The sequence below is a fragment of the Pseudomonas sp. 8 R 14 genome, assembly GCF_900005955.1.
Classification (GTDB): Bacteria; Pseudomonadota; Gammaproteobacteria; order Pseudomonadales; family Pseudomonadaceae; genus Aquipseudomonas; species Aquipseudomonas marginalis.
The window spans coordinates 362,282-386,174 of record NZ_CVTH01000077.1 but is presented as its reverse complement, the minus strand read 5'-3'; the positions used below and the strand labels follow the sequence as shown (position 1 = coordinate 386,174).

23 protein-coding genes are annotated in these 23,893 nt (G+C 60.8%); 7 read left to right on the top strand and 16 right to left on the bottom strand.

What is annotated here, in order from left to right; translation table 11 throughout:
* Positions 1-33 precede the first annotated feature (33 nt).
* A complete protein-coding gene (locus BFQ01_RS21910) occupies positions 34-753 on the top strand; it encodes a PA5502 family lipoprotein (RefSeq protein ID WP_065926854.1) in 720 nt (239 codons plus the stop codon).
* 65 nt (positions 754-818) lie between these two features.
* Here the strand turns inward: BFQ01_RS21910 and katE are convergent, their stop codons facing one another.
* A complete protein-coding gene (katE, locus tag BFQ01_RS21905; RefSeq protein WP_065926853.1) occupies positions 819-2,960 on the bottom strand; it encodes a catalase HPII in 2,142 nt (713 codons plus the stop codon).
* Between the two features lie 265 nt (positions 2,961-3,225).
* Between katE and BFQ01_RS21900 the strand changes: the two genes are divergently transcribed.
* From BFQ01_RS21900 to BFQ01_RS21890, 3 genes are read left to right on the top strand one after another with little or no spacing between them, the layout of a single operon-like run.
* A complete protein-coding gene (locus BFQ01_RS21900) occupies positions 3,226-4,233 on the top strand; it encodes a methionine ABC transporter ATP-binding protein (RefSeq protein ID WP_065926852.1) in 1,008 nt (335 codons plus the stop codon).
* Positions 4,233-4,907, top strand: coding sequence for a methionine ABC transporter permease (locus BFQ01_RS21895; protein WP_065926851.1), 675 nt, complete (start codon positions 4,233-4,235; stop codon positions 4,905-4,907). Before BFQ01_RS21900 ends, BFQ01_RS21895 begins: the two co-directional genes overlap by 1 nt.
* Positions 4,908-4,958: 51 nt before the next feature.
* Positions 4,959-5,732, top strand: coding sequence for a MetQ/NlpA family ABC transporter substrate-binding protein (locus BFQ01_RS21890; protein WP_065926850.1), 774 nt, complete (start codon positions 4,959-4,961; stop codon positions 5,730-5,732).
* A gap of 83 nt (positions 5,733-5,815) precedes the next feature.
* Here the strand turns inward: BFQ01_RS21890 and BFQ01_RS21885 are convergent, their stop codons facing one another.
* From BFQ01_RS21885 to BFQ01_RS21865, 5 genes are read right to left on the bottom strand one after another with little or no spacing between them, the layout of a single operon-like run.
* A complete protein-coding gene (locus BFQ01_RS21885; protein ID WP_065926849.1) occupies positions 5,816-6,451 on the bottom strand; it encodes an SCO family protein in 636 nt (211 codons plus the stop codon).
* Entirely contained in the window at positions 6,448-7,347 is a 900-nt protein-coding gene (cyoE, locus tag BFQ01_RS21880) for a heme o synthase (protein ID WP_065926848.1), read from the bottom strand. The genes BFQ01_RS21885 and cyoE overlap by 4 nt, the downstream gene beginning before the upstream one ends.
* The gene (locus BFQ01_RS21875; RefSeq protein WP_065926847.1) at positions 7,335-8,414 is read right to left on the bottom strand and encodes a COX15/CtaA family protein; all 1,080 of its coding nucleotides are present in this window, start codon (positions 8,412-8,414) and stop codon (positions 7,335-7,337) included. Before BFQ01_RS21875 ends, cyoE begins: the two co-directional genes overlap by 13 nt.
* Positions 8,415-8,424: 10 nt before the next feature.
* Positions 8,425-9,009, bottom strand: coding sequence for a hypothetical protein (locus BFQ01_RS21870; RefSeq protein WP_065926846.1), 585 nt, complete (start codon positions 9,007-9,009; stop codon positions 8,425-8,427).
* Positions 8,975-9,739 (bottom strand): SURF1 family protein, encoded by a 765-nt coding sequence (locus BFQ01_RS21865; protein WP_065926845.1) that lies wholly within the window; start codon positions 9,737-9,739, stop codon positions 8,975-8,977. Before BFQ01_RS21865 ends, BFQ01_RS21870 begins: the two co-directional genes overlap by 35 nt.
* Before the next feature lie 45 nt (positions 9,740-9,784).
* Here BFQ01_RS21865 and BFQ01_RS21860 point away from each other — a divergent pair, with 45 nt between their 5' ends.
* On the top strand, positions 9,785-9,988 hold the full coding sequence (locus BFQ01_RS21860; protein WP_016978774.1) for a twin transmembrane helix small protein: 204 nt from the start codon (positions 9,785-9,787) through the stop codon (positions 9,986-9,988).
* 6 nt (positions 9,989-9,994) lie between these two features.
* Here BFQ01_RS21860 and BFQ01_RS21855 read toward each other — a convergent pair whose 3' ends face one another.
* From BFQ01_RS21855 to coxB, 4 genes are read right to left on the bottom strand one after another with little or no spacing between them, the layout of a single operon-like run.
* Positions 9,995-10,882 carry a cytochrome c oxidase subunit 3 gene (locus tag BFQ01_RS21855; protein ID WP_027608047.1) on the bottom strand — a complete coding sequence of 296 codons (888 nt, stop codon included), beginning with the start codon at positions 10,880-10,882 and terminating at the stop codon, positions 9,995-9,997.
* Between the two features lie 35 nt (positions 10,883-10,917).
* Positions 10,918-11,469 (bottom strand): cytochrome c oxidase assembly protein, encoded by a 552-nt coding sequence (locus BFQ01_RS21850; RefSeq protein WP_065926844.1) that lies wholly within the window; start codon positions 11,467-11,469, stop codon positions 10,918-10,920.
* A gap of 21 nt (positions 11,470-11,490) precedes the next feature.
* Positions 11,491-13,080, bottom strand: coding sequence for a cytochrome c oxidase subunit I (gene ctaD / locus BFQ01_RS21845; RefSeq protein ID WP_024072609.1), 1,590 nt, complete (start codon positions 13,078-13,080; stop codon positions 11,491-11,493).
* Between the two features lie 58 nt (positions 13,081-13,138).
* Positions 13,139-14,266, bottom strand: coding sequence for a cytochrome c oxidase subunit II (coxB, locus tag BFQ01_RS21840; RefSeq protein WP_065926843.1), 1,128 nt, complete (start codon positions 14,264-14,266; stop codon positions 13,139-13,141).
* Between the two features lie 367 nt (positions 14,267-14,633).
* Between coxB and BFQ01_RS21835 the strand changes: the two genes are divergently transcribed.
* Positions 14,634-15,281, top strand: a complete 648-nt coding sequence (locus BFQ01_RS21835; protein ID WP_065926842.1) for a hypothetical protein — start codon at positions 14,634-14,636, stop codon at positions 15,279-15,281.
* Between the two features lie 68 nt (positions 15,282-15,349).
* Here the strand turns inward: BFQ01_RS21835 and BFQ01_RS21830 are convergent, their stop codons facing one another.
* The 6 genes from BFQ01_RS21830 to BFQ01_RS21805 form a co-directional block, all read right to left on the bottom strand.
* Positions 15,350-16,897, bottom strand: coding sequence for a SulP family inorganic anion transporter (locus BFQ01_RS21830; RefSeq protein WP_065926841.1), 1,548 nt, complete (start codon positions 16,895-16,897; stop codon positions 15,350-15,352).
* Positions 16,898-16,981: 84 nt separating this feature from the next.
* Positions 16,982-17,713 carry a carbonic anhydrase gene (locus tag BFQ01_RS21825; RefSeq protein WP_027608119.1) on the bottom strand — a complete coding sequence of 244 codons (732 nt, stop codon included), beginning with the start codon at positions 17,711-17,713 and terminating at the stop codon, positions 16,982-16,984.
* A gap of 226 nt (positions 17,714-17,939) precedes the next feature.
* Positions 17,940-18,998 carry a PA0069 family radical SAM protein gene (locus BFQ01_RS21820; RefSeq protein WP_065926840.1) on the bottom strand — a complete coding sequence of 353 codons (1,059 nt, stop codon included), beginning with the start codon at positions 18,996-18,998 and terminating at the stop codon, positions 17,940-17,942.
* A 70-nt stretch (positions 18,999-19,068) separates the two neighbouring features.
* The gene (locus BFQ01_RS21815; RefSeq protein WP_027608121.1) at positions 19,069-20,367 is read right to left on the bottom strand and encodes a cytochrome c; all 1,299 of its coding nucleotides are present in this window, start codon (positions 20,365-20,367) and stop codon (positions 19,069-19,071) included.
* 12 nt (positions 20,368-20,379) lie between these two features.
* Positions 20,380-22,164, bottom strand: a complete 1,785-nt coding sequence (locus BFQ01_RS21810) for a GMC family oxidoreductase (protein ID WP_065926839.1) — start codon at positions 22,162-22,164, stop codon at positions 20,380-20,382.
* A gap of 2 nt (positions 22,165-22,166) precedes the next feature.
* Positions 22,167-22,919, bottom strand: a complete 753-nt coding sequence (locus tag BFQ01_RS21805) for a gluconate 2-dehydrogenase subunit 3 family protein (RefSeq protein WP_027608123.1) — start codon at positions 22,917-22,919, stop codon at positions 22,167-22,169.
* A 274-nt stretch (positions 22,920-23,193) separates the two neighbouring features.
* On the opposite strand from BFQ01_RS21805, the gene BFQ01_RS21800 reads away from it, so the two are divergent.
* Positions 23,194-23,880, top strand: coding sequence for a phosphatase domain-containing protein (locus tag BFQ01_RS21800; RefSeq protein ID WP_065926838.1), 687 nt, complete (start codon positions 23,194-23,196; stop codon positions 23,878-23,880).
* Positions 23,881-23,893 lie beyond the last annotated feature (13 nt).

Here is a 23,893-nt window from a genome sequence, read left to right as displayed (position 1 = left end):
GCTCGCTTTTTGCGCAAATAGAGAGTCGCAGGAATGAAGTTGTTCACCTCCCGTTATCTGCTCCTTGCCGCGTTTTCCCTGCTGCTGGGCGCCTGTCAAAGCACACCGCCCGCCGCCCCAGAGGCGCCGGATCCGCGTGCTGCGGCCATCGCGCAGCTGGAGCAAAACCTGGCCAGCAGTGAGCTGGCCACCGCCGAAGACCAACTGGCCGCGCTGCAGGCCCAGTCGCCCAATGACCCGACGCTGGAGCCCTACCAACGTCAATTGGCCGAGGCTTACCTGCAGCGCAGCCAGATTGTGCTGCAAAAAGGCGATGTAAACGCCGCCGCCACCGCCCTGAGCCGTGCCCGCGCGCTGATGCCCAAGGCGCCGGCGCTGACCGGTGGCGTCAACAGCGCCATCACCCACGCCCGTAAAGTCGAGCTGGATAAAGCCGAAGAGGCCCTCAAGGCCGCCGAAGCCAAGCCAGCTGCCAAGGTCATCGACCCGGCCGCGCCAAGCACCACCGTGGCGCTGAACCTTACTGATATTGAAGCGCTGCGCCATCAACTGGATGCGATTGCCACCGACGTGGTGAATTACCAGTGCGATGTGACGATCCAGGCGCCGCGCACCCAGGATTACCCGTGGCTGGCCACGTTGCTGACCAAACGGGTGAAGCGTATTGATTCAGGGTATGACCTGAAGATTCACCGGCAGATTCTGAAACATATTCCGGCGCAGGTTGTGCTGATCCCGCGCAAGGCGGAATAAAGCATCGGGGCGGTGCGACGATTCGACTTGCCCCCCCGATGGCGATCTAACAAACAACCAAAAAATCAGGCCGGAATCGCCTTAGCCTTCGGCTCACGATCCCAAACCCGATGCTGTGCAATCGCGGCAAAAAACGCCTTGAACGCTTTCGCATCCGAACCCACGATCAACCCCGCATCCGTCTCCAGCTTCAGCAGATCCAGCAGTGGCTTCACGTCACTGGCAACCGCAATCGCCTTCAGGTGTTTGTAGGCTTCCAGAACGTAATGCAACGCCACACCATCAACGCTCAGTGCTTTAACCGACTCTTTTCCGCCTGGAATAAATACGGCGTCAAACGCAATCGACGGCATGCCTTCCATCGACGCATCCACCGGAAGGCGCTTGCCATCCGCCGTCTTCACCGGCGCCGAGGTCGGCCCCAGCAACTTGGCATGGGCACCTTCTGTCTCCAGTGCTTGTTTCAGCGCATCGATTGCCGCTCCATCCACACCGTCAGCCGCGAGAATCGCGACTTTGCGCGTCTTGATATCGCCGGACAGCAGGTTCACCTGGCTCAATGCCGGCGACTCTTTCAGCGAAGACTCACGCGGCGCTACCGTGCCTTTGGTCGGCGCCGGCAGACCAAGGTTCTGCGCCACGCGCTTGGCCAGTTCCAAATCGATATTGGCCAGAATCTCGTTGACCTGACGCGCGCGGATAAACTCGCGCTCCACCTTGCCCAACTCGAAGCTGTAGGCCGCGATGATGTGCTCTTTCTCGTGGTGGCTCATGCTGTGGAAAAACAGCGCAGCCTGGGAAAAGTGGTCACCAAACGACTCACTGCGCTCACGCACCTTATTGGCATCGACGCGCTCGTAATAGGTTTCGAAACCGCCATCCTGGGCAGACGGTGGCGTTTCTTTCGGCCAGCCGCCATCGATCGAGTTCGGCTCGTAAGCAGCACGGCCCTTGTCGATCACGGTGCGGTGCTGGGCGTCGCGCTGGCCGTTGTGGAAAGGTACTACCGGCCGGTTGATCGGCAGCTCATGGAAGTTCGGACCGCCGAGACGGCTGATCTGCGTATCCGTGTAGGAAAACAGACGACCTTGCAGCAACGGGTCGTTGGTGAAGTCGATACCCGGCACGATGTGGCCCGGGCAAAACGCGACCTGCTCGACTTCGGCAAAGAAGTTATCCGGGTTACGGTTCAGCACCATCTTGCCCAGCGGCGTGATCGGCACCAGTTCCTCGGGGATGATCTTGGTCGGATCGAGCAGGTCAAAGTCGAACTTATGCTCGTCTTCTTCCGCAACGATCTGCACACCCAGCTCCCACTCAGGGTAATCGCCGCTTTCAATCGCTTCCCACAGGTCACGGCGGTGGTAATCGGTATCTTTACCGGCAAGCTTTTGCGCTTCGTCCCACACCAGGGAACAGGTGCCGACCTTCGGGTGCCAGTGGAACTTCACAAAGCTGGACTTACCTTCGGTATTGATCAAGCGGAAGGTGTGAATGCCAAACCCCTGCATGGCACGCAGGCTTTTTGGAATGGCGCGGTCAGACATCGCCCAGATCACCATGTGCGCCGACTCCGGCTGCAACGAAACAAAATCCCAGAACGTATCGTGGGCCGAGCCGCCGGTAGGAATTTCGTTGTGTGGCTCAGGTTTTACCGCATGCACGAAGTCGGGAAACTTGATCGCATCCTGAATGAAAAACACCGGCATGTTGTTGCCGACCAGGTCGAAGTTGCCCTCGTCGGTGAAGAACTTCACCGCGAAACCGCGCACGTCACGCACCGTATCGCCCGAGCCACGCGGGCCCTGCACGGTGGAGAAACGCACGAACACCGGGGTTTTATGCTCGGGGTTACGCAGGAAACCTGCCTTGCTCAGCGCGGAATGGTTTTCATAGGTCTGGAAATAGCCATGGGCGCCGGTGCCCCGGGCATGCACGATGCGCTCGGGGATACGCTCATGGTCAAAGTGCGTGATTTTTTCACGCATGATGAAGTCTTCCAGCAGCGAGGGGCCGCGGGCACCGACTTTCAAGGTGTTCTGGTTGTCGGAGATCTTCACGCCTTGGTTGGTACGCAGGGCCTGGCCGGTCGCATCGGAACGGAATTCCTCCAGGGCTTGCAGCTTGGCGTTGGTGTTGCCACGGTCCAGGGTGTCGGTGCCTGCAAGTTCACTCTTCGACGGGGTGGCTGGCTTCTTGGTACTCATCAGTCAAAACTCCTTATTCAAAGTGGCCAGAGCGGTCCCCGGCTCGTTTGAGCAAAACCCCAGGCACGGCACCTGGGAAATCGAGTTGCTTAAGTAGTGACTGACACGGTTTTCTGCCGTTCCTTTTTTATGACCTTTGATCGCGTTATTGCCAAATCACTGGTTGAATGCGAAATAAATGCTAAGAAACGCTATACGGACAGGCTAAAATGCGCGCCCGGCTAACCGCTGATCCCTTTTCAATGCGCCCCACAAGGTTCGCTACGTGATCGAGTTTCAAAACGTCCATAAAACCTACCGCGTCGCCGGTAAGGATATTCCCGCGCTGTACCCCACCAGCCTGCGCGTCGAAAACGGCCAGGTGTTTGGCCTGATCGGCCACTCGGGTGCAGGTAAAAGCACGCTGCTGCGCCTGATCAACCGCCTGGAAGAGCCCAGCGGCGGCCAGATCACGGTGGACGGCGAAGAAGTCACCGCCCTGGACGCCAACGGCCTGCGCCGTTTCCGCCAGCAGGTCGGGATGATCTTCCAGCACTTCAACCTGCTGGCGTCCAAGACCGTTGCCGACAATGTGGCCTTGCCACTGACCCTGGCCGGCGAATTGTCGCGCAAGGACATCGACCAACGTGTCGCCGAGCTACTTGCCCGCGTCGGCCTGTCGGACCACGCCAAGAAGTACCCGGCGCAGTTGTCCGGTGGCCAGAAGCAGCGCGTCGGCATTGCCCGCGCCCTGGCGACCAAGCCGAAAATCCTGCTATGCGACGAGGCCACCAGCGCCCTCGACCCGCAGACCACCGCCTCGGTCCTGCAATTGCTGGCCGAGATCAATCGCGAGTTGAAACTGACCATCGTGCTGATCACCCATGAAATGGATGTGATCCGCCGCGTGTGTGACCAGGTAGCCGTGATGGACGCCGGCGTGATCGTCGAGCAAGGCTCGGTGGCCGACGTGTTCCTGCACCCCAAGCACCCGACCACCAAGCGTTTTGTGCAGGAAGCCGAGCAGGTCGATGAAGGCGAGCAGCGTGATGACTTCGCCCATGTACCGGGTCGCATCGTACGGCTGACGTTCCAGGGTGAAGCGACCTACGCGCCATTGCTGGGTACCGTCGCCCGCGAAACGGGGGTGGACTACAGCATCCTCGCCGGCCGCATCGACCGCATCAAAGACATCCCCTACGGGCAACTGACCCTTGCGGTCACCGGCGGTGACATGGAAGCGGCCTTTGCCCGCTTTACCGCCGCAGACGTCCACATGGAGGTGCTGCGCTGATGGACGTTTTCTTGAGTTTCTTCGCCAATATCGACTGGTCCGAAATCTGGCTCGCCACCGGCGACACCATGATCATGCTGTTCGGTTCGCTGTTTTTCACCGTGGTATTGGGCCTGCCTTTAGGCGTGCTGCTGTTCCTGACCAGCCCACGCCAGCTGTTCGAGCAAAAAGGCCTGTACGCGCTGCTGTCGCTGGTCGTGAACATCCTGCGCTCGCTGCCGTTCATCATCCTGCTGATCGTGATGATCCCGTTCACCGTGCTGATCACCGGTACCTCCCTGGGCGTAGCGGGCGCGATCCCGCCGCTGGTCGTAGGGGCCACGCCATTCTTCGCGCGCCTGGTGGAAACCGCCTTGCGTGAAGTGGACCGCGGCATCATCGAGGCCACCCAGTCCATGGGGGCCAGCACCCGCCAGATCATCATCAACGCGCTGCTGCCCGAGGCACGCCCCGGCATCTTCGCGGCGATAACGGTGACGGCGATTACCCTGGTGTCCTACACGGCCATGGCCGGTGTCGTCGGTGCCGGAGGCCTGGGTGACCTGGCGATCCGTTTCGGTTACCAGCGCTTCCAGACCGATGTGATGGTGGTCACCGTGGTAATGCTGTTGATCCTGGTGCAAATTCTGCAAACCGTCGGCGACAAGCTGGTGGTGCACTTTTCTCGAAAATAACGGCCATTGCCGGTCAAAAGCCGGCACATGCCCGAACAAGGAGCTTGTTGGATGAAAAAACTACTGGTTGCTTTCGCCGCCGTTGCCGCGTTTTCCGCCCACGCCGCCGAGACCCTGAAAGTCGCTGCCTCACCGGTGCCCCACGCGGAAATCCTGGAATTCGTGAAACCTGCCCTCGCCAAAGAAGGCGTGGACCTGCAAGTCAAAGTCTTCACCGATTACGTACAGCCCAACGTCCAGGTAGCGGAAAAGCGCCTGGACGCGAACTTCTTCCAGCACCAGCCATACTTGGATGAATTCAACAAAGCCAAAGGCACTCACCTGGTGAGCGTCGGCGCTGTGCACCTGGAGCCCCTGGGCGCTTACTCCAGCAAGTACAAAAAACTGGAAGACCTGCCTGACGGCGCCAACGTGGTGATCCCGAACGACGCCACCAACGGTGGCCGCGCGCTGTTGCTGCTGGCCAAGCACAACCTGATCACCCTGAAGGACCCGACCAACATCCTGTCGACCATCAAGGACATCACCGAAAACCCGAAAAACCTGAAATTCCGCGAACTCGAAGCCGCCACCCTGCCGCGCGTGCTGACCCAGGTCGACCTGGCGCTGATCAACACCAACTATGCGCTGGAAGCCAAGCTGGACCCGTCCAAGGACGCCCTGGTGATCGAAGGCAATGACTCGCCTTACGTGAACATCCTCGTGAGCCGCGAAGACAACCAGGATTCGGACGCGATGAAGAAGCTGATTGCAGCCCTGCACACCCCTGAGGTGAAGCAATTCATCCAAGAGAAGTACAAAGGCGCGATCCTGCCGGCGTTCTGATCCGACTCGGTCTCCAACACGCTGGAGATCAAAAAATGTGGGAGGGGGCTTACCCCCTCCCACATGTGTTGTGTATTGCCTTGTTACTTGCGCTGCAACAGCCCTGGCAGTTGCGCCACCAGCTTCTGGTTGTTCAACGGCGCACGGATAAAGCCGCGCTGGGTACCATCCGGACCGATCAGCGCCAGGTTGCCGCTGTGGTCGACGGTGTAGTTGGGCTTGCTGGTGTCTGCCGGGATGAACGGGATGCTCACGGCATTCGAGACCTTCTGCACATCCTCCACGTTCGCGCCGGCGAGGCCTTCGAATTGCGGGTCGAAGTAGCCCAGGTACTGCTTGAGCTGGGTCGGGGTGTCGCGGTTCGGGTCGACGCTGACCAGGATTACCTGCAACTTATCCACAGCCTCCTTAGGCAACTCGCTCTTGATCTGGCGCAGTTGGGCGAGGGTGGTCGGGCAGATGTCGGGGCAGAAGGTGTAGCCGAAGAACAGCAGGCTCCACTTGCCTTTCAACTCGTTGACCCGCACCGGCTGGCCGTCCTGGTTGGTCATGCTGACCGGCGGCAGCTGGCGGCTTTGCGGCAGCAGGATGATGCCGGCGTCGATCAACGCGGTAGGGTCGCCCTGGCCCTTGCCCGAGAGCACTTTGTTAACGGTCAGGCCCATGATCAACGCGACGATGGCCACCAGGATAAAGACGGTTTTTTGAGTTCGAGTCATAGGTTCAACAGTAAGTAGTGGTCTACGAGCAGGGCGATAAACAGCAGGAACAGGTACCAGATAGAGTACTTGAAGGTGTTGATCGCCGCGTGCGGCTGAGCGCCACGGTACAGCACCCAGGCCCATTGCAGAAAGCGTCCGCCCAAAACCAGCGCACAGGCCAGGTAGAGCGGGCCGCTCATGTGGATCACATAGGGCATCAGGCTCACCGCCAACAGGGCGAAGGTATAGAGCAGGATATGCACCTTGGTGTAGTGCTCGCCGTGAGTGACGGGCAGCATCGGGATATCGGCCTTGGCGTATTCCTCCTTGCGGTGAATGGCCAGGGCCCAGAAGTGCGGCGGGGTCCAGGCGAAGATGATCAGCACCAGCAACAAGGGTTCGGCGCTGACATGGCCGGTGACGGCAACCCAGCCCAACAGCGGTGGCGCGGCACCGGCCAGGCCTCCGATGACAATATTTTGCGGCGTCGCACGCTTGAGAAAACCGGTGTAGACCACCGCGTAACCGAGCAGCGAAGCCAGCGTCAGCCATGCCGCCAGGGGATTGGTGAACGCCAGCAACAAGGCCAATCCTGCAACGGCTAGAAACAAAGCAAAGGCCAGCGCCGCCACCGGCGACACACGCCCCTCCGCCAACGGTCGCTTATGGGTGCGGGCCATCACCGCATCAATCCGCCGGTCCACCACATGGTTCACCGCCGCCGCGCCACCGGCACACAGGGCTATCCCCAGGTTGCCGAAAACCAGCACCGCCCACGGCACACCGGCGCGGGTGGCGAGGAACATGCCGACCAGGGAGGTGATGAGCATCAGCACCACCACTTTCGGCTTGGTCAGCTCCAGGTAGTCGCGCCAGATCGCCTGGCTGTGGCGCGCGCCGATCAAGGTCGCCATGGCATCTCTCCTTTAAGGGTGATGAGGCCCGATACGTGTTTGCGCGAGCTGAAGCGCCAGCCGAAGGGCAACTGGTGACGCACCCGGACCAGACTGGTGCGGGCGTGGTAATTGACCAGCACCAGGGTCAATAACAACGCTGCACCGCCGGCGTTATGTCCGACCGCAACCGGCAGCGGCAGGTGGAAATACACGTTGCTCAGGCCCAGGCTGATTTGTGCCGCCAGGGCAATCAACAGCAGGCCCGCGAGCCGCGTCATACCCACCGCACGCAGCTGCCAGGCCAGCCCCGCAAGCACCAGGGTGACCAGCACCGCACCGATGCGGTGGGTCAGGTGGATGGCGGTACGCGCGTCGCTGTCGAGTTGGCCGCCAAGGTAATTGGGGCCGATGTGCTGGGTCAGGTGAAAGCCGTTGGCGAAGTCCGCCGCAGGCCACCACTGGCCATGGCAGGTGGGCAAATCGATGCAGGCCACCGCTGCATAGTTGGAACTGACCCAGCCGCCCAAGGCGATCTGGCCGATCACCAGCACCAGACCCGCCGTGGCCCAATATTGCAGGCGCCTGGGCACGATCAACGCGGGCAACACCCCAGACAAGCGCAGGGTCAGCAGGAACAACAGGCTCAAGGTCGCAAAGCCGCCCAACAAGTGCCCCGTCACCACCTGGGGCCACAGCTTCAAGGTCACCGTCCACATGCCAAACGCCGCCTGGGCGAACACCACCATCAACAGAAACAACGGCAGTTTCACTGGCTGGCCCGGATCACGCCGATGGCTCCACGAACGCGCCGCCAACAGCACAATCAACAGGCCCAGGGTGCCGGCGAAGTAGCGATGGGTCATCTCCGCCCAGCCCTTGTCAGCCTCCACGGGCGTATCGGGAAAATGCAATTCGGCATGGGCCAGCTGGGCCTCGCTTTGCGGCACGCTGATAAAGCCGTAGCAGCCCGGCCAGTCCGGGCAACCGAGGCCGGCGTGGGTCAGGCGGGTGTAGGCGCCAAGCAGCACGACGATCAACGCCAGCAAAGTGGCAAACAACGCGAGGCGAAATCCAGGTTTGGCCATGACGATGCCCTTATCCGATGTTCGACAATTTCAACAGGTGGCGCAGGTCATTGAGCAAGTCCTTGCCCTTGACCTTGGCGTCGTAGCGCAGCACCAGGTTGCCGTGAGGGTCAACGATCCACAGTTGCGCAGCGCCCGGCGCGGCGGCGTTTTTGGTGAACGTCGAGAGATCCAGTGAGTAGCGCTGCAATTGCGGGTATTCGGCCTTCAGCTTGGTGTCATAGTCGGCAGCGACCGGTTGCGCACTGGCCAAGGCATGGCTGGCGCGTGAAGCGTCGCGCCCCAGGCCGATCTGCAACTGGCGCGCGAGGTACACCAGTTGCCGGCAATCGGCGGCGCAGGCGCCAGGCGCGGTGACCAGCAACTGCCAGCGCTGTTCATCGGCCTGCACGCCAATATCGGCGCGGGTCTGACCGTTACCGATCATTTCTCCGTGGTAGCTGCGACTGTCCGGCACCCAGAACTGCAGTTTGTACATGAAGGTGGCCAGCACCATCGGACCGATCACCATCAGCAGGATCAGCATCAGCTGCCAGCGGCCTTTGCGCCGATCAGGTACCTCAGACATGTTGAGTGGATTCGTGGCCGTTCCCATGGGGCTTCTCCTTTGTGGTGTGCCATCCGAGGTAGAGGTAAAGAGCCAGTAGCGCCAGGGACATAGCGAACCACTGCACCGCGTAGGCCAAGTGTTTTTCCGGCCCCATCGCAACGATGGGCCAGGTGGTTTCGTACGTGCCGGGGCCGGCTTCGGTGCGCAGCTCATAGGCAAAACCGTTGCGGCCCAGCTCAGCCCACAGCGCGGCGGGGTGCAACGCGGTCAACAGGCGCGGCCATTGCGCGGTCGTGGGGTCCGCATGCAGCTGGAAGGTTTCGCCGGGCGCGACATACACCCAGGCGTCGAGATTTAAAGGCTGATCCGGGGTGGTGAAGACGGGCGGGGTGCGCCGATCCGGCCACGGCAACCAGCCCCGATTGAGCAATAACCACAGGCCGCTGGCCTGGTCATGAAAGGGTTGCAGCAACTCGACACCTGCCTTGCCGTCGCGCATGCGGTTATCCAGCAATACGCTGTGCTCGGCATCGAATTGCCCGCGCAGATGCACGCGGCGAAAGGCCGGGTCCGCCATATCCCCGAGTTGCACACTGCTGATCGGCTCAGCGGCGCGGCGTTCGGCATAGCTGTCCACCAGCAACTGCTTCTCATGGCCGCGCGACAGCTGCCAGACGCCCAAGCCCACCATCAAAGGCAGCAGAATCATCACCACCACGGTCGGTGCGATACCTGGACGAAAGCGTTTCATGGCGCTGGCTATACTTGTTTTCATTGCCCGCCCATCCCCTTAATGCCCACCAACGCCAGGAACCAGACCATGCTCAAAGCAGCCATTGCCCTGATGCTGATCGCGACCGTCGTGAGCCTGTTCAGTGGCCTGTTCTTCCTGGTCAAGGACGAGGGCAACTCCAACCGCCTCGTGACGGCCTTGACCGTGCGTGTGGTACTGGCCGTGATCACCGTGGCATTGATCGCCTGGGGATTTTTCAGCGGCCAGCTGGTATCTCATGCGCCCTGGTAAGTCGCCTCAGAGCACATATACGAAGAAAAACAGCCCGATCCACACCACATCCACGAAGTGCCAATACCAACTGGCCGCCTCGAAACCGAACTGATGCTCGGCATTGAAATGCCCGCGCAGGATGCGCATCAGCATCACAAACAAAATGATGGTGCCGATGGTCACGTGAGCACCGTGGAAGCCCGTGAGCATAAAGAACGTCGCGCCGTACACCCCCGAACCCAAGGTCAGGCCCAGTTCTTTATAGGCATGGATGTATTCCTCGGCCTGGAACCCGAGGAATGCCAGGCCCAGCAAGACGGTGATCGCCAGCCAGATTTTCAGCGCGCCGCGATGCCCCTTGCGCAAGGCGTGGTGGGCAATGGTGATGGTCACGCTGGAACTCACCAGCAGGATGGTGTTCACCAACGGCAAGCCCCACGGGCTGATGGTGCCCTCCGGCGCGGGATAGAGCTTCGGGTCCGGGTTGTTGAGCAACGGCCAGGCAAACTCGAAGTTCGGCCACAGCATGTGCGCAATGCCTTTGGGGCCTTCGCCGGCCAATGCGGGACCGGACAAATGGCGCACGTAGAACAGCGCACCGAAAAACGCGATGAAGAACATCACCTCGGAAAAAATGAACCAGGTCATGCCCCAGCGAAACGAGCGGTCCATCTGGGCGCTGTACAAACCGGCGCGGCTTTCCTTGATCACTGCACCGAACCAGCCAAACAGCATGTAGGCCAGCAACAGCCCTCCGACGAAAAAGATCCACGGCCCGTGGGATTCCGGGCGTGCCGCCTTCAGGTCGTTGAACCACACGGCCAGGCCATACACGGTGACCAGCATGCCAATCGTGGCAATTATCGGCCATTTGCTTTGCGCTGGTACGTAGTACGTATCATGAGTCGACATGTATTCGCTCTCCTGATTGAGCGGGCAAACAGTAGCTAGCCGCCGGTACGGACAGCCACGGGCGGTTGGCGCGCAGTGATATCAAACAGCGTGTACGCCAGGGTCAAATGCTTCACATCCTTGGGCATGTCACGGTCGACAATAAAACGCACTGGCATCTCGATGCGTTGGCCTGGCTGCAGCACTTGCTGGGTGAAGCAAAAGCATTCGGTCTTGTGGAAATACATCGCCGCTTCGGCGGGGGAAATGCTCGGCACCGCCTGGGCGGTCATCGGCTTGTCAGTGGGGTTGTAGGCCACGAACAGCATCTCGGTGACGGCACCGGGGTTGACCACCACCTCGTCAGCCTTGGAATGAAACTCCCAGACCATGTCGATGGCATTGGTGGACAGGAACTGCACCCGTACCTGGCGCGTGAGGTCGACGACCTGCTCGCCTTCGTACTGCCCGGCCGTCTTGCCGTTGATGCCGAACGCCTTGCACATCACGTCGTAGATCGGCACCAGGGCAAAGCCGAAGGCGAACATCGCTACCACCAGGATCAGCAGGCGGGTAACCAGGCGCTTGAGGGGCACGGAGTCAGCCATGACCACCTCCGCTTACCCTGTTCATTTGACCTCCGGTGGCGTGGTGAAGGTGTGGTACGGCGCGGGCGAGGGCACGCTCCACTCCAGGCCTTCGGCGCCATCCCACGGCTTGGCCGGCGCGGGCGGGCCGCCACGGATGCACTTGATCACGATAAACAGGAAGAAGATCTGCGTGGCGCCAAACATGAACGCGCCAATCGACGAGACCATATTGAAGTCGGCGAACTGCAGGTTGTAGTCCGGCACCCGACGCGGCATACCGGCCAGTCCCACGAAGTGCATCGGGAAGAACGCCATGTTCATGCCCACGAAAGACAACCAGAAATGCAGCTTGCCCAGGGTTTCGTCGTACATGTGGCCGGTCCATTTCGGCAGCCAGTAGTAGGCCGAGGCGAAGATGCCGAAGATCGCACCAGGCACCAGTACGTAATGGAAGTGCGCCACCACGAAGTAGGTGTCGTGATACTGGAAGTCCGCCGGGGCAATCGCCAGCATCAATCCGGAGAAGCCGCCGATGGTGAACAGGATCACAAAGGCCACGGCAAACAGCATCGGCGTCTCGAAGGTCAGGGAGCCTTGCCACATGGTGCTGACCCAGTTGAACACCTTCACGCCGGTGGGCACCGCAATCAGCAACGTGGCGTACATGAAGAACAACTCGCCGACCAACGGAATGCCCACCACGAACATATGGTGCGCCCACACGATAAACGAGAGGAACGCGATGCTCGCCGTGGCGTAGACCATCGACGTATAGCCGAACAACGGCTTGCGCGAGAAGGTCGGGATAATCGAACTGACGGCGCCAAACGCCGGCAGGATCATGATGTACACCTCGGGGTGGCCGAAGAACCAGAACACATGCTGGAACAGCACCGGATCACCGCCACCGGCCGCGCTGAAGAAGCTGGTGCCGAAGTGGATGTCCATCAACATCATGGTCACGCAGCCGGCCAGCACCGGCATCACCGCGATCAGCAGGAATGCGGTGATCAGCCAGGTCCAGACGAACAGCGGCATTTTCATCAAGGTCATGCCGGGCGCACGCAGGTTGAGGATGGTGGCAACCACGTTGATCGCACCCATGATCGAGCTGATGCCCATCAAGTGGATGGCGAAGATGAAGAACGTCACGCTTTCCGGTGCGTAGGTGGTGGAGAGCGGGGCGTAGAACGTCCAGCCGAAATTCGGCCCGCCACCGGGCGTGAACAGGGTCGAGACCAGCAGCAGGAACGCCGCCGGCAGCAGCCAGAAGCTGAAGTTGTTCATGCGCGGCAAGGCCATGTCCGGCGCGCCGATCATCAGCGGAATCATCCAGTTGGCCAGGCCGACAAACGCCGGCATTACCGCCCCGAACACCATGATCAGGCCGTGCATGGTGGTCATCTGGTTGAAAAACGCCGGCTCGACGATCTGCAGGCCAGGCTGGAACAGCTCGGCACGGATCACCATGGCGAACGAGCCGCCGAGCAGGAACATGGTGAACGCGAACCACAGGTACATCGTGCCGATGTCCTTATGGTTGGTGGTCAGCACCCAGCGCATCAAGCCTTTGGCGGGGCCGTGGGCATGGTCACCGGCGTGGCCATGGTCATCGATCACAGCGCTCATGGCCGTTCTCCTGCAAGCGAGTGGGCGGGGCGGTTCGGGGCATACGCAATGAATGAAGTCATTTGCTTTCCGCCTGCTTGATGGCCAGCACGTCTTTAGGCGTGACCATGTCGCCTTTGTTGTTACCCCAGGCGTTGCGCTCGTAGGTCACCACGGCGGCGATATCCACTTCCGAGAGCTGCTTGCCGAATGCGGCCATCGCCGTACCGGGCTTGCCGTGGTAGACGAGGCTCAGGTGACCTTCCTTGGGCCCGGTGGCGATTTTCGAACCCTTGAGGGCCGGGAACATCGGTGGCAGGCCCTGGCCCTCGGCCTGGTGACAGGCCACGCAGGTGGTGTGGTAGACCTTGTCGCCGCGGGCCACCAGCTCTTCCAGCGTCCACTCCTTGGAGGTCAGCTCCTTGAGCTTGGCGGCCTCTGCCTTGCGCTCGCCGAGCCAGGTGTCGTAGTCGGCCTTGGACTTGACCTCTACCACGATGGGCATGAAACCGTGGTCCTTGCCACACAGTTCGGCGCATTGGCCACGGTAGATGCCAGGCTTCTCGACGCGGGTCCAGGCTTCGTTGACGAACCCCGGGATGGCGTCACGCTTGACCGCAAAGGCCGGCACCCACCAGGAGTGGATCACGTCGGCGGCGGTCACCAGGAAGCGCACCTTGGCGCCCACCGGCAGCACCAGCGGCTGGTCGACTTCCAGCAGGTAATGTTCGCCCTTGGTGGCCTGGTTATGGATCTGCTCGGCGGGCGTGGCCAGGTTGCTGAAGAACTCCACGTCCTGGCCCAGGTATTTGTAATGCCACTTCCACTGATAGCCGGTGACCTGGATATCGATATCCGACTCGGTACTGTCGTAGATATTGATCAAGGTCTTGGTCGCCGGAATGGCCATCGCGACCAGGATCAGCAAGGGCACCACGGTCCAGAGGATTTCCACGGTGGTGCTTTCGTGGAATTTGGCCGCGACCTGGCCCGTAGAGCGGCGATGAAGGATCATCGACCAGAACATCGCGCCAAAAACGACAATGCCGATCACTACACAGATCCAGAAAATGGTCATGTGCAGGTCGAACACAGCGTGACTGACTTCAGTTGCCCCTGGCGCCATATTCGTTGTCCAGGCGGCGTGCGCCTGGCCGAATACCGACCACAACAGGAGGCCCATCCAAACATGTGGATGTCGCGTCATTGCGGGTTCCCCTTATCGTTCTTGTTATCCCGCCGGTTTGCACCTGCGTCGAAGGGAGCGGCTTCCATACTGCTTACAACCGCTTAGCCTTACCTGCTTATGCAGTCTGGCGTCATCAGCTAATCGCGTACAAACCCGAGTATAGACACGCTCTGCAACCCCGCAATGTGTAGGGGCAAATGAGCAAAAATGAGTGGCCAGGCCTAATAAAACCGGCTGCGGAATCGTTTATCCGACCAACGATGGCAATTCGATATAACGCCTGTGCATAACCATGAAATAATTATGACAAATGCGTCTTAGGCGCTCGTATAAACGAGCTACCTTATGCTGTCCCTATTCCTACGCCTGCTTCACTGGAGCCTTCATGAACACCGCCGCATTGCGCGAGCAGATTTCCCGTGCCCATCAACACGAATCCAGCACTGGCCAGTTGGCCAAGCAGCTGGAAGAGCAATTGCCGCACCTGCATTCGGCCATTTCCCTGGCTGATGGCGATCGCAACATTGTCATGACCCGTTTCGTCACGGCCTACATCGATCTCGTGCCGGACCTGCTGGACGCCGCCAACGACGTGGCCCGCGAGGCCGGCATCGAAAGCCAGATCAAGCCAGTGCTGAAAATCGCCGAGCATTTCTTCCTGCAGCCCCCCGCGATCCTGGCCGGCCATGAAGGGCTCGACGGTCTGCTGGACGAGGCTTACCTGGCCCATCGCCTGGTGGAAGAGGTCAACGATTTGTATATCAAACACTTTGGCCGGCCACTGATTCCAGCAGATACCACCGTGGCCAACGTGATTGCCCATCAGTTGATCGGTGAAGCATTCGCCAACCAGCTGGATGAAGCCGTTCATCATGCGGTGGATGAAATGCTCAACGAAGACAGCTTTGCACTGGAGTCTGTCGAAGCGTATCGCGAACAGCTGAAAAGCCCGGCAACGGAAGCCGCGTGGAAGCGCTGGCCATGCCTGTCCCGCCAGCTGGGGGTTGAGTTGGCGTTGGACCAGCCGGCTTAAATCCTGAATTCGACACAGAACGAATGTGGGAGGGGACTACACCCCTCCCACATGTTGATCCGGTTCCGTCAGCCGACTGAGGGCGCCGAGCCGATCCCTGTCGTCATCCTGACCCGGCCTTCGAGCCTGCGCTTCAACCCACGCGACTCGATCACCAGCCTCGAGCCCTTGGCCGCATTCGCCCGGTCCCATTCCTCCAGCAACTCCAGGCAGGAATGGTCGATATAACTCAGGTTACTCAGCGGTACGTGCACAGTCGTGCCCGGAGGCACCGTCGCCAGCACCCGGGTCAACGCCGGCACTTTCAGGAAAGTCGCCGCACCGGTCAAACGCAGCTCCATTTCCCCCTCCGGGGGCAGGTCGATCAGACTGACTTTCAGGCGCGAGGCCTTGAGCGCCAGCTTGACCAGTGTGAGCCCGAAGCCCACCAGCACACCGGTCAGCAGGTCGGTGAAAATGATCGCCAACGCCGTGGCCGCGTAGGTAAACATCGGCATACGCCCATAACGACCGAGGGCCTTGAAGGCCTTGATGTCCACCAGCTTGATCCCGGTGTACACCAACACACCCGCCAGGCTTGCCACAGGAATGCTTTGCAGCACGCTCGACAGCAACAGTACGAACCCCAACAGCCATACGCCATGGAACATGGCTGACAACCGCGTGGTGGCACCGGCCTGCACGTTGGCCGAGCTGCGCACGATCACACCGGTCATCGGCAGAGCACCCACCAGGCCGCACAACATGTTGCCCACGCCTTGGGCGGACAATTCCTTATCGAAATCGGAACGCTGGCCGCTGTGCATGCGGTCGACCGCTGCCGCAGAGAGCAAGGTTTCGGCACTGGCGATAAACGCCACCGCAAACGCAGCGATCAACAACTGAGGGTCAGCCAGGTTCAACAGGTCGCTGGGACGCAGCCAATCGATGGCGTCGGCGAGGTTCTCCGGGACTTCCACACGCTTGACCTGCAGCGCCAGCACCAGGCTGGTCACCGTTGCCAGGCCCACACCCAACAGGGCTCCGGGCACGAAACGCAGGGTTTGCGGACGGAATTTATCCCACAGGTACATCACCAGCATCGTCGACAAACCGAGCAATCCGGCCTGCCAACCCAGTCCGCCGCCCAAGGTAGGAATCGCCTGCACCAGCGCGGCGGGGAAGCCCGCCAGGTTATCCAGCCCGGAGGGCTTGGGCGCACCGTCGAGCATCACATGGATCTGCGATAGCACAATCAATACGCCGATCCCCGCCAGCATACCGTACACCACCGCCGGCGCCGTGACGCGGAACCAGCAACCCAGGCGCAGGCGCCCGGCCACCAGTTGCAGGAAGCCGGCCAGCAGCAGGATCGGCCCGAGCATCAGCATCCCATGCTGGCGCACCAGCTCGAACACCAATACCGCCAGCCCCGCCGCCGGGCCGCTGACCTGCAGCGGCGAGCCCGCCAACCAGCCCACCACCAGGCCACCGATAATCCCGGTGATCAGGCCCTTGGCCGGCGGCATGCCGGACGCGATGGCGATCCCCATGCACAGGGGCAGGGCGACCAGAAACACAACCACGGAGGCGAGCAGCTCCCGTGGCAATACAGCTTTCAATTGAGCAGCACGCATGATGGCTCTCCCGAGGTATTCGCCGGGCGCGGCAAAGCCTGGCTGCATCCATGGCAGCCACCGCTTTACCCGGCAGGGAAGTGTTTAGAAGCGCGCTTTAGGCGTCGCGGAAGGAATCGGCCCTTCGCCGCTTAACGGTCGGAATGCCGACTGATCAGCATCGTAGGCTCGAATTTCACTGGTCTCGATGTTGTAGATCCAGCCGTGAATAAACAGCTGACCGTTGGCCATGCGCGACGCCACCGAAGGATGGGTGCGCAAATGCTGCAGTTGGGCGATGACGTTTTCTTCGGTGAGCACTTTCATGCTCTCGCCTTCGTTGGCGCAGTCGCAATTGTCCTCGACCATGGACTTGGCGACTTCGGCGTGCCGCAGCCAGGCCCTTACCGTTGGCATCTTCTCCAGGCTGGCGGGGTTGAGGACCGCGCGCATGGCGCCACAATCGGAGTGCCCGCACACGATGATGTGCTGCACGCCCAGGGCCAGTACTGCGTACTCGATGGCAGTGGAAACACCGCCGTTCATCTGCCCATAAGGCGGCACGACGTTACCGACGTTGCGGGTCACGAACAGGTCGCCGGGAGAGCTTTGGGTAATCAGCTCAGGCACGATGCGCGAGTCGGCGCAGGTAATGAACATCGCCCGCGGGCTCTGGGCCGTGGCGAGTTTCTTGAAGAGTTCTTCCTGCTGAGGGAAGACGTCGTGATGGAAATGCAAAAAGCCGTCAACGATGTGTTTTAGCGCTGCATCGGCAGACTCTGCCACCTGAGGGGCTGAAGCCGACGCAGCCAACGGCTGTTTATCCTTGTCACTCATGATTCATCCTCTTGATTAATGCAGGGGAGTTTTCAGGTCAGTTCGACGCCAGGCCAGTGAAATAGTTGTAAAAGCCACCAACCAGACTGCCGACTCATCAGTCACTCGCTGAACAAGGTAACCACCGAAACTTAACTCAAACTGAATGAACCGCTCTAGATCGCGGGTTTCAGTAATGTCAAAACGCGACTATTCCTACAGGAACGGTGCATTCTGCCTTTTCAGTCTACAACAATGCCATCTGTCTGCCCGGTGGACAGAACGCCGTGCAATCCAGATTGAAGCCTTCTCTGCGATCGAGCCCCAGGCGTTTGATCGCCTTGCTGAAGCGCTGGGCCAGCAGGTCGGCAAACGGCCCCTCGCCCCGCATGCGGACGCCGAACCGACTGTCGTAGACCTCACCACCGCGCACCTGGCGCACCAGGCTCATCACATGGGCCGCACGCTGCGGGTAATGCGCCGCCAGCCACTCTTCGAACAGCGGCGCCACCTCCAGCGGCAGGCGCAACATCATGTACGCCGCACTCTGCGCACCGGCGGCATGGGCTTCGGTAAGCAGGCTTTCCAACTCGCTGTCGTTGATCATCGGGATCATCGGCGAGCACAGCACGCCCACCGGGATGCCCGCCTCGCGCATCACCCGTATGGCCCGCAACCGTGCCTTGGGCGCGGCGGTGCGCGGCTCCAGGATGCGCTTGAGCTCATCATCCAGGCTGGTGAGACTGATCATCACCGCCACAAGGCGTTGCCTGGCCAGCTCCGCCAGCAGGTCCAGGTCACGCAGGATCAACGAGCCCTTGGTGATGATGGTGACCGGGTGCCGATAGCGCAGCAGCACTTCGAGGGTTTGCCGGGTGATCCTGTACTCACGCTCGATAGGCTGGTACGGGTCGGTGTTGGAACCCAGGTTGATCGGTGCACACACATAGCCCGGCTTCGACAACTGCTGTTCCAGCACGTCGGCCGCATTGCTCTTGGCGATCAGCCTGGTTTCGAAATCCAGCCCCGGTGACATGTCCCAATAGGCATGACTGGGCCGTGCATAACAGTAAATGCAGCCATGTTCGCAGCCACGATAGGGATTGATGGAGCGGTCGAACGGCAGGTCCGGAGAGTTGTTGCGGGTGATGATGGTCTTGGCCGTTTCGATGCGCACTTCGGTGCCCTGGGTCGGCGGCACTTCCTGGTACCAGCCGTCGTCCTCGGCCACGCTGACGGTGGGCGCAAAGCGGTTGTGCAGGTTGGTGGCCGTGCCCCGACCACGGGGCGGCAGCGGAGTAGACATGAAAGCGCCTCGATACTGTTTTTATATACAGTATCGAGGCGCGAGGTTCCTGACCAGTGCCGTCTGGCGGTCAGTGCTTTTGTGTGACCTGCCCCAGGTCATCGCCCGAGGTGGTGCGCATGTCGTTCTTGCGCAGGTCGGCCACGTCACTGGCTTTCACTGCGGCACCCTGGTTACCCCAACTGCCACGGATGAAACTGACCACATCCGCCACTTCCTGGTCCGACAGGCGCCAGGCGAACGCCGGCATGGTAAAGGTCGACGGCGCCGTGTGAGTGGCCGGCAACGTGCCGCCGTTCAACACGATGTTGATCAACGACGTGGCGTCCGCAGTCTGCACCACCGGGTTGCCCGCCAACGCCGGGAACACCCGCGTGTAACCATGGCCATCGGTACGGTGGCAGGCCGCGCAGTTGTCGATGTACACCGAGGCGCCGGGCTTGCTGTCATCGCCCTTCCACAGCGCCTCGGCCACCTGCTTGTCATACTGGTGCGGCTGGTCCTGCGGGTCCACCGCCGGCAGGCTCTTGAGGTAACGGGCGATAGCGGTCAGGTCGTCCTGGGACATGTACTGCATGCTATGCACGACCACGTCGCTCATACCGCCAAATACCGCGCTGCGATCACTGCGACCGGTCTTGAGGAATTGCACCAGCTGCGCCTCGCTCCAACTGCCGAGGCCGTCCTTGTGGTCACCGCGCAGGCTCTTGGCGATCCAGCCTTCCAGTGGCGCGCTGCCGGACAGGAAGGCCTTGCCGTCAGTCGCGCTCAGGGCTTTTTCCTGCATGGTCAGGGCGCGTGGTGTATGGCACGCGCCACAGTGGCCAAGGCCTTCCACCAGATAGGCGCCACGGCTGATCACCGGGTCTGCGTCGGCCACGACAGGCTTATCCACCACCTCAGGGGCAAACATCCAGCGCCACGCCGCCAGCGGCCAACGCATGCTCAACGGCCACGGAATGTCGCTGTCCTTGTTCACCTGGGCGACCGGTTCCACGCCCTTCATGAAGTACGCATACAACGCCTGCATATCGCTTTCGCTGACACGCGCATAGGACGGGTAGGGCATCGCCGGGTAAAGCGTACTACCACTCTTGGCGACACCGTGACGCACGGCCTTGTCGAAGTCCTCGAAGCTGTAGTCGCCCAGGCCGGTCTTGTCCGGGGTGATGTTGGTGGAATAGATCACACCGATGGGGGTTTCCATCGGCAGGCCACCGGCGAACGGTTTGCCGCCCTTGGCGGTGTGGCAGGCCACGCAGTCGCCGGCGCGGGCCAGGTATTCGCCCTGCTTGATCAGGTCGGTTTCGGCGGCACTGATCGAGCAGCTGCTGAGCAGGGCAAACGTCGCGATAACAAATGCTTTCATGGTCATCGCTCCTTATGCCTGAACCAGCGGGCCGGGGTTTTTCAGGTACTGCTCGCGAATCGCCCGGGCCGACCAGTAGGTCAATGCCGCCACCAGGCCTGTAGGGTTGTAGCCCAAGCCCTGTGGGAAAGCGGATGCGCCGGGAACAAACACATTGTGTACATCCCAGCACTGCAAGTAGCGGTTCAGCGCACTGGTCTTCGGGTCGGTCCCCATGATCGCGCCACCGTTGAGGTGGGTGGTCTGGTAGGACGCGGTGTTGAAGTGCTCACCGACTTTTTTGCCCAGCACGGCTATCGCCTTGGGGTTCATCGCTTCGGCGACCTTGCCCATTTTCTCGACCATGAAGCGGTTCATCTTGATGTCGTTTTCCTGCCAGTCGAACGTCATGCGCAGCAACGGCAGGCCGTAGGCATCACGGTAGACAGGGTCCAGATCCAGGTAGTTACCCCGGTAGGATTGATGGGCACCGTGAGCATCCATCGACACCTGGTGGGTGTAGTAATCGGCGGTGGCGCGCTTCCAGGCACTGCCCCAGGCCGGAGTGCCGGGCGGGTTGGACGTACCGGCAATCGGCCGGCTGCCGGCCTGGTTGACCCACATCGGCGAACCGCCCACAAAGCCATGGGGCCCGTGATCGAAGTTGTCGGCGTTGAAGTCATCGATGGCCACGCCATTGCCGCCGGCACCGATAAAGTTGTTGGTATGGGTGTCCTTGTCGAAGAACGCCTTGATGGTGGCCATGTTCTGGTAGGCAAAGTTCCTGCCCACCACACCCTCATTGGTCATCGGGTCGTAAGGCTTGCCGATGCCCGACAGCAGCATCAGCCGCACGTTGTGGAACTGGAACGCGCCGAGGATCACCAGGTCTGCCGGTTGTTCGCACTCTCGGCCCTGGGCGTCGATATAGGTCACGCCGGTGGCCTTGCTCTTGGTGCTGTCCAGATTGACCTTGAGCACGTGGGAGTTGGGCCTCAGCTCGAAATTCGGCACCTGGCGCAGCGCCGGCAGGATGTTCACGTTCGGCGAGGCCTTGGAGTACATGTAGCACACGTAGCCGCTGCAAAAACCGCAGAAGTTGCACGGGCCCATCTGCGCGCCGTAGGGGTTGGTGTAAGGTCCCGAGGTATTGGCTGACGGCAGGTTGTAGGGCTTGTACCCGACGCTGGCGGCGGCTTTCTGAAACAGCTGTGCGGAGACTGTGTTCTTTTGCGCTTCCAACGGAAACGGGTTGGAACGGTCCGGCGCATAGGGGTTGCCGCCACTACCTTCACCCACCACCTGGCCTTTCACGGTCCAGGCCTGGCCTGAGGTGCCGAAGACTTTTTCCGCATAGTCGAAAAACGGCTCCAGCTCTTCGTAGCTCACGCCGAAGTCCTGGATGGTCATGTCCTTGGGAATGAAATGCTTGCCGTAGCGTTCCTCGTAATGGCTGCGCATGCGCAGTTCAATCGGATCGACACGGAAATGCACGCCCGACCAGTGCAAGCCCGCACCGCCCACGCCGTTACCCGGCAAAAACGCGCCGAGCTGACGGTTAGGCAAGGCAACGTCATTCACGCTATGGCGAATCGTCACCGTCTCCTTGGAGATGTCCTGGAAGAGTTTTTTACGCACGCTGTAGGTCAGTTCGTCGATGACCTGGGGATAGTTGCCGTCCGGGTAAGTGTCCTGCATCGGGCCGCGCTCCAGCGCTACCACGTTCAGCCCGGCTTCCGTCAGCTCCTTGGCCATGATCGCGCCGGTCCAGCCGAAGCCGACAATCACCGCATCCACTTTCTTCATGATGGTCGCCACGTTTATGCCCTCTCGCCGCGGATGGATACTGCCGGGAAGGGGTACTGCTCATTGCGTTCCACCCAGTCCATGAAATCGGCGCGGGCGCCGGGGAAGCCAATCATGGTCCAGCCGACCATGCCTTTGTTGCCACCATGGATCGGGTCGCAGAAGAAGCCTTCCTTGGTGTTTTGCAGCAGCAGGTTGAAGAACATCTTCGGCGGCACCGCGTCAAAATGTGCCGTGACCTCACTGCCGCCCGCCTCCAGGCGCCGCAACATATCGTCTCGGGTAGCGCTGTCTTGCGCAGCAAAAACTTTGCCGTTGAACGCCTTCGACCAGGCATCCGTCGCGGCAATACCCAGGCGATAGATGTCCTTGGGCACCAACTTGCTCTGCCAGCCCATCTCCGGTGGCGCATCGGCATTAAACGGGCCTTGCATGAACCACAGGGCACCGCTGGCGTAAGGCGTGTTCATCTGCCGGTCGATGTACTCCGGCGCGCCAGCTTCCAGGGCGCCGGGGCCTTGGGCATCGGCCGGGATCAGACGCTCGACGGCAGCGTTGATAAACGCCCATTCCTCGGCAGTGAAATAGCTTGGCTCGTAGGCTTTTTCGCTGGCCGCAGGCTTGGCTGGCGCAGCCTCGACCGGCGCAGGCGTCGCCATCAGCATCGAACCGCCAAGGCCGGTGCTGGCAACCGTGACCACCGGGATCAAGGTCAAGGATTTGCGTAGAAAGTCACGCCGGGGGTTGTCTTGATCTTGATCAGACATGGTGGCACCTCATCATGTGGTCACGGGGTTATCAGCCGCTTCTAGGGAGTGGCTTGGCGTTGTCGGGCGGCGATCTGGATCCAGGTGATCCAGGGAGATAGAGCGCAGCGCGCAAACAATAGTTACAAATGATAGCAGCCTAAGCATCGAGAGAATCGCTTCAGCGACTAAAGATTGAGGATTCACGATTCTTTGACGCACACCTCACACCTCCTTGACCCGCCGTGACCGACTCTGGGCGCCATCAACCACTCCCTATAGGGTGACGTCGCCCATGTACAAGCATCATTGGTTGCCGGCCCTGGGCCTGGCGTTCATGGCACTGTTCACCACAGCTTTTGCGCGGGCCGATGACGCTACGTCCCTGCGTTCTCCAGAATGGGCGCAGCCAGTGGGCGACCGCTACAACCTGCATCAAATGACGCCCACGCTCTATCGCAGCGCATTGCCGGATAGCAATGCAGCGCCGTTGCTGGAACAGCTCAAGATCGGGACCGTGATCAACTTCCTGCCCGAGTCCGATAGCAACTGGCTGAAGGCGCCAGGCATCCGTCAGGTTCAGTTGAGTTATCGCACCAACCATGTGGATGACTCTGACGTGCTGGCGGCACTCAGGGCGATCAAGGAAGCGGAAGCTGACGGCCCGGTGCTGATGCATTGCAAGCACGGCTCTGACCGCACCGGCCTGATGGCGGCGATGTATCGCGTGGTGATCCAGGGATGGAGCAAGGAGGATGCGCTGAACGAGATGACCTTGGGCGGTTTCGGCACCAGTAACGGCTTCAAGGACGGCGTTCGCTACATGATGAGGGCCGATATCGACAAGTTGCGCACAGCCTTGGCGAATGGCGATTGCAGCACCAGCGCCTTTGCCCTGTGCTCAATGAACAGCTGGCTGAACCCGGCGAACAAGGATCACGAGCCCGCCGAGGAAAAAACCGCACTGCTGGTCACCCCCTGAGACGCACTCCCAG

What these genes read in the sequence shown, in the direction of transcription:
- BFQ01_RS21855 (WP_027608047.1), bottom strand. Translation starts at nt 10,882, where the DNA reads ATGTCGACTCATGATACGTACTACGTACCAGCGCAAAGCAAATGGCCG.
- BFQ01_RS21865 (WP_065926845.1), bottom strand. Translation starts at nt 9,739, where the DNA reads ATGAAAACAAGTATAGCCAGCGCCATGAAACGCTTTCGTCCAGGTATC.
- BFQ01_RS21860 (WP_016978774.1), top strand. Translation starts at nt 9,785, where the DNA reads ATGCTCAAAGCAGCCATTGCCCTGATGCTGATCGCGACCGTCGTGAGC.
- BFQ01_RS21890 (WP_065926850.1), top strand. Translation starts at nt 4,959, where the DNA reads ATGAAAAAACTACTGGTTGCTTTCGCCGCCGTTGCCGCGTTTTCCGCC.
- BFQ01_RS21910 (WP_065926854.1), top strand. Translation starts at nt 34, where the DNA reads ATGAAGTTGTTCACCTCCCGTTATCTGCTCCTTGCCGCGTTTTCCCTG.
- BFQ01_RS21875 (WP_065926847.1), bottom strand. Translation starts at nt 8,414, where the DNA reads ATGGCCAAACCTGGATTTCGCCTCGCGTTGTTTGCCACTTTGCTGGCG.
- BFQ01_RS21835 (WP_065926842.1), top strand. Translation starts at nt 14,634, where the DNA reads ATGAACACCGCCGCATTGCGCGAGCAGATTTCCCGTGCCCATCAACAC.
- cyoE (WP_065926848.1), bottom strand. Translation starts at nt 7,347, where the DNA reads ATGGCGACCTTGATCGGCGCGCGCCACAGCCAGGCGATCTGGCGCGAC.
- ctaD (WP_024072609.1), bottom strand. Translation starts at nt 13,080, where the DNA reads ATGAGCGCTGTGATCGATGACCATGGCCACGCCGGTGACCATGCCCAC.
- BFQ01_RS21895 (WP_065926851.1), top strand. Translation starts at nt 4,233, where the DNA reads ATGGACGTTTTCTTGAGTTTCTTCGCCAATATCGACTGGTCCGAAATC.
- BFQ01_RS21800 (WP_065926838.1), top strand. Translation starts at nt 23,194, where the DNA reads ATGTACAAGCATCATTGGTTGCCGGCCCTGGGCCTGGCGTTCATGGCA.
- BFQ01_RS21850 (WP_065926844.1), bottom strand. Translation starts at nt 11,469, where the DNA reads ATGGCTGACTCCGTGCCCCTCAAGCGCCTGGTTACCCGCCTGCTGATC.
- BFQ01_RS21820 (WP_065926840.1), bottom strand. Translation starts at nt 18,998, where the DNA reads ATGTCTACTCCGCTGCCGCCCCGTGGTCGGGGCACGGCCACCAACCTG.
- BFQ01_RS21885 (WP_065926849.1), bottom strand. Translation starts at nt 6,451, where the DNA reads ATGACTCGAACTCAAAAAACCGTCTTTATCCTGGTGGCCATCGTCGCG.
- BFQ01_RS21870 (WP_065926846.1), bottom strand. Translation starts at nt 9,009, where the DNA reads ATGGGAACGGCCACGAATCCACTCAACATGTCTGAGGTACCTGATCGG.
- katE (WP_065926853.1), bottom strand. Translation starts at nt 2,960, where the DNA reads ATGAGTACCAAGAAGCCAGCCACCCCGTCGAAGAGTGAACTTGCAGGC.
- BFQ01_RS21805 (WP_027608123.1), bottom strand. Translation starts at nt 22,919, where the DNA reads ATGTCTGATCAAGATCAAGACAACCCCCGGCGTGACTTTCTACGCAAA.
- BFQ01_RS21825 (WP_027608119.1), bottom strand. Translation starts at nt 17,713, where the DNA reads ATGAGTGACAAGGATAAACAGCCGTTGGCTGCGTCGGCTTCAGCCCCT.
- BFQ01_RS21815 (WP_027608121.1), bottom strand. Translation starts at nt 20,367, where the DNA reads ATGAAAGCATTTGTTATCGCGACGTTTGCCCTGCTCAGCAGCTGCTCG.
- BFQ01_RS21830 (WP_065926841.1), bottom strand. Translation starts at nt 16,897, where the DNA reads ATGCGTGCTGCTCAATTGAAAGCTGTATTGCCACGGGAGCTGCTCGCC.
- coxB (WP_065926843.1), bottom strand. Translation starts at nt 14,266, where the DNA reads ATGACGCGACATCCACATGTTTGGATGGGCCTCCTGTTGTGGTCGGTA.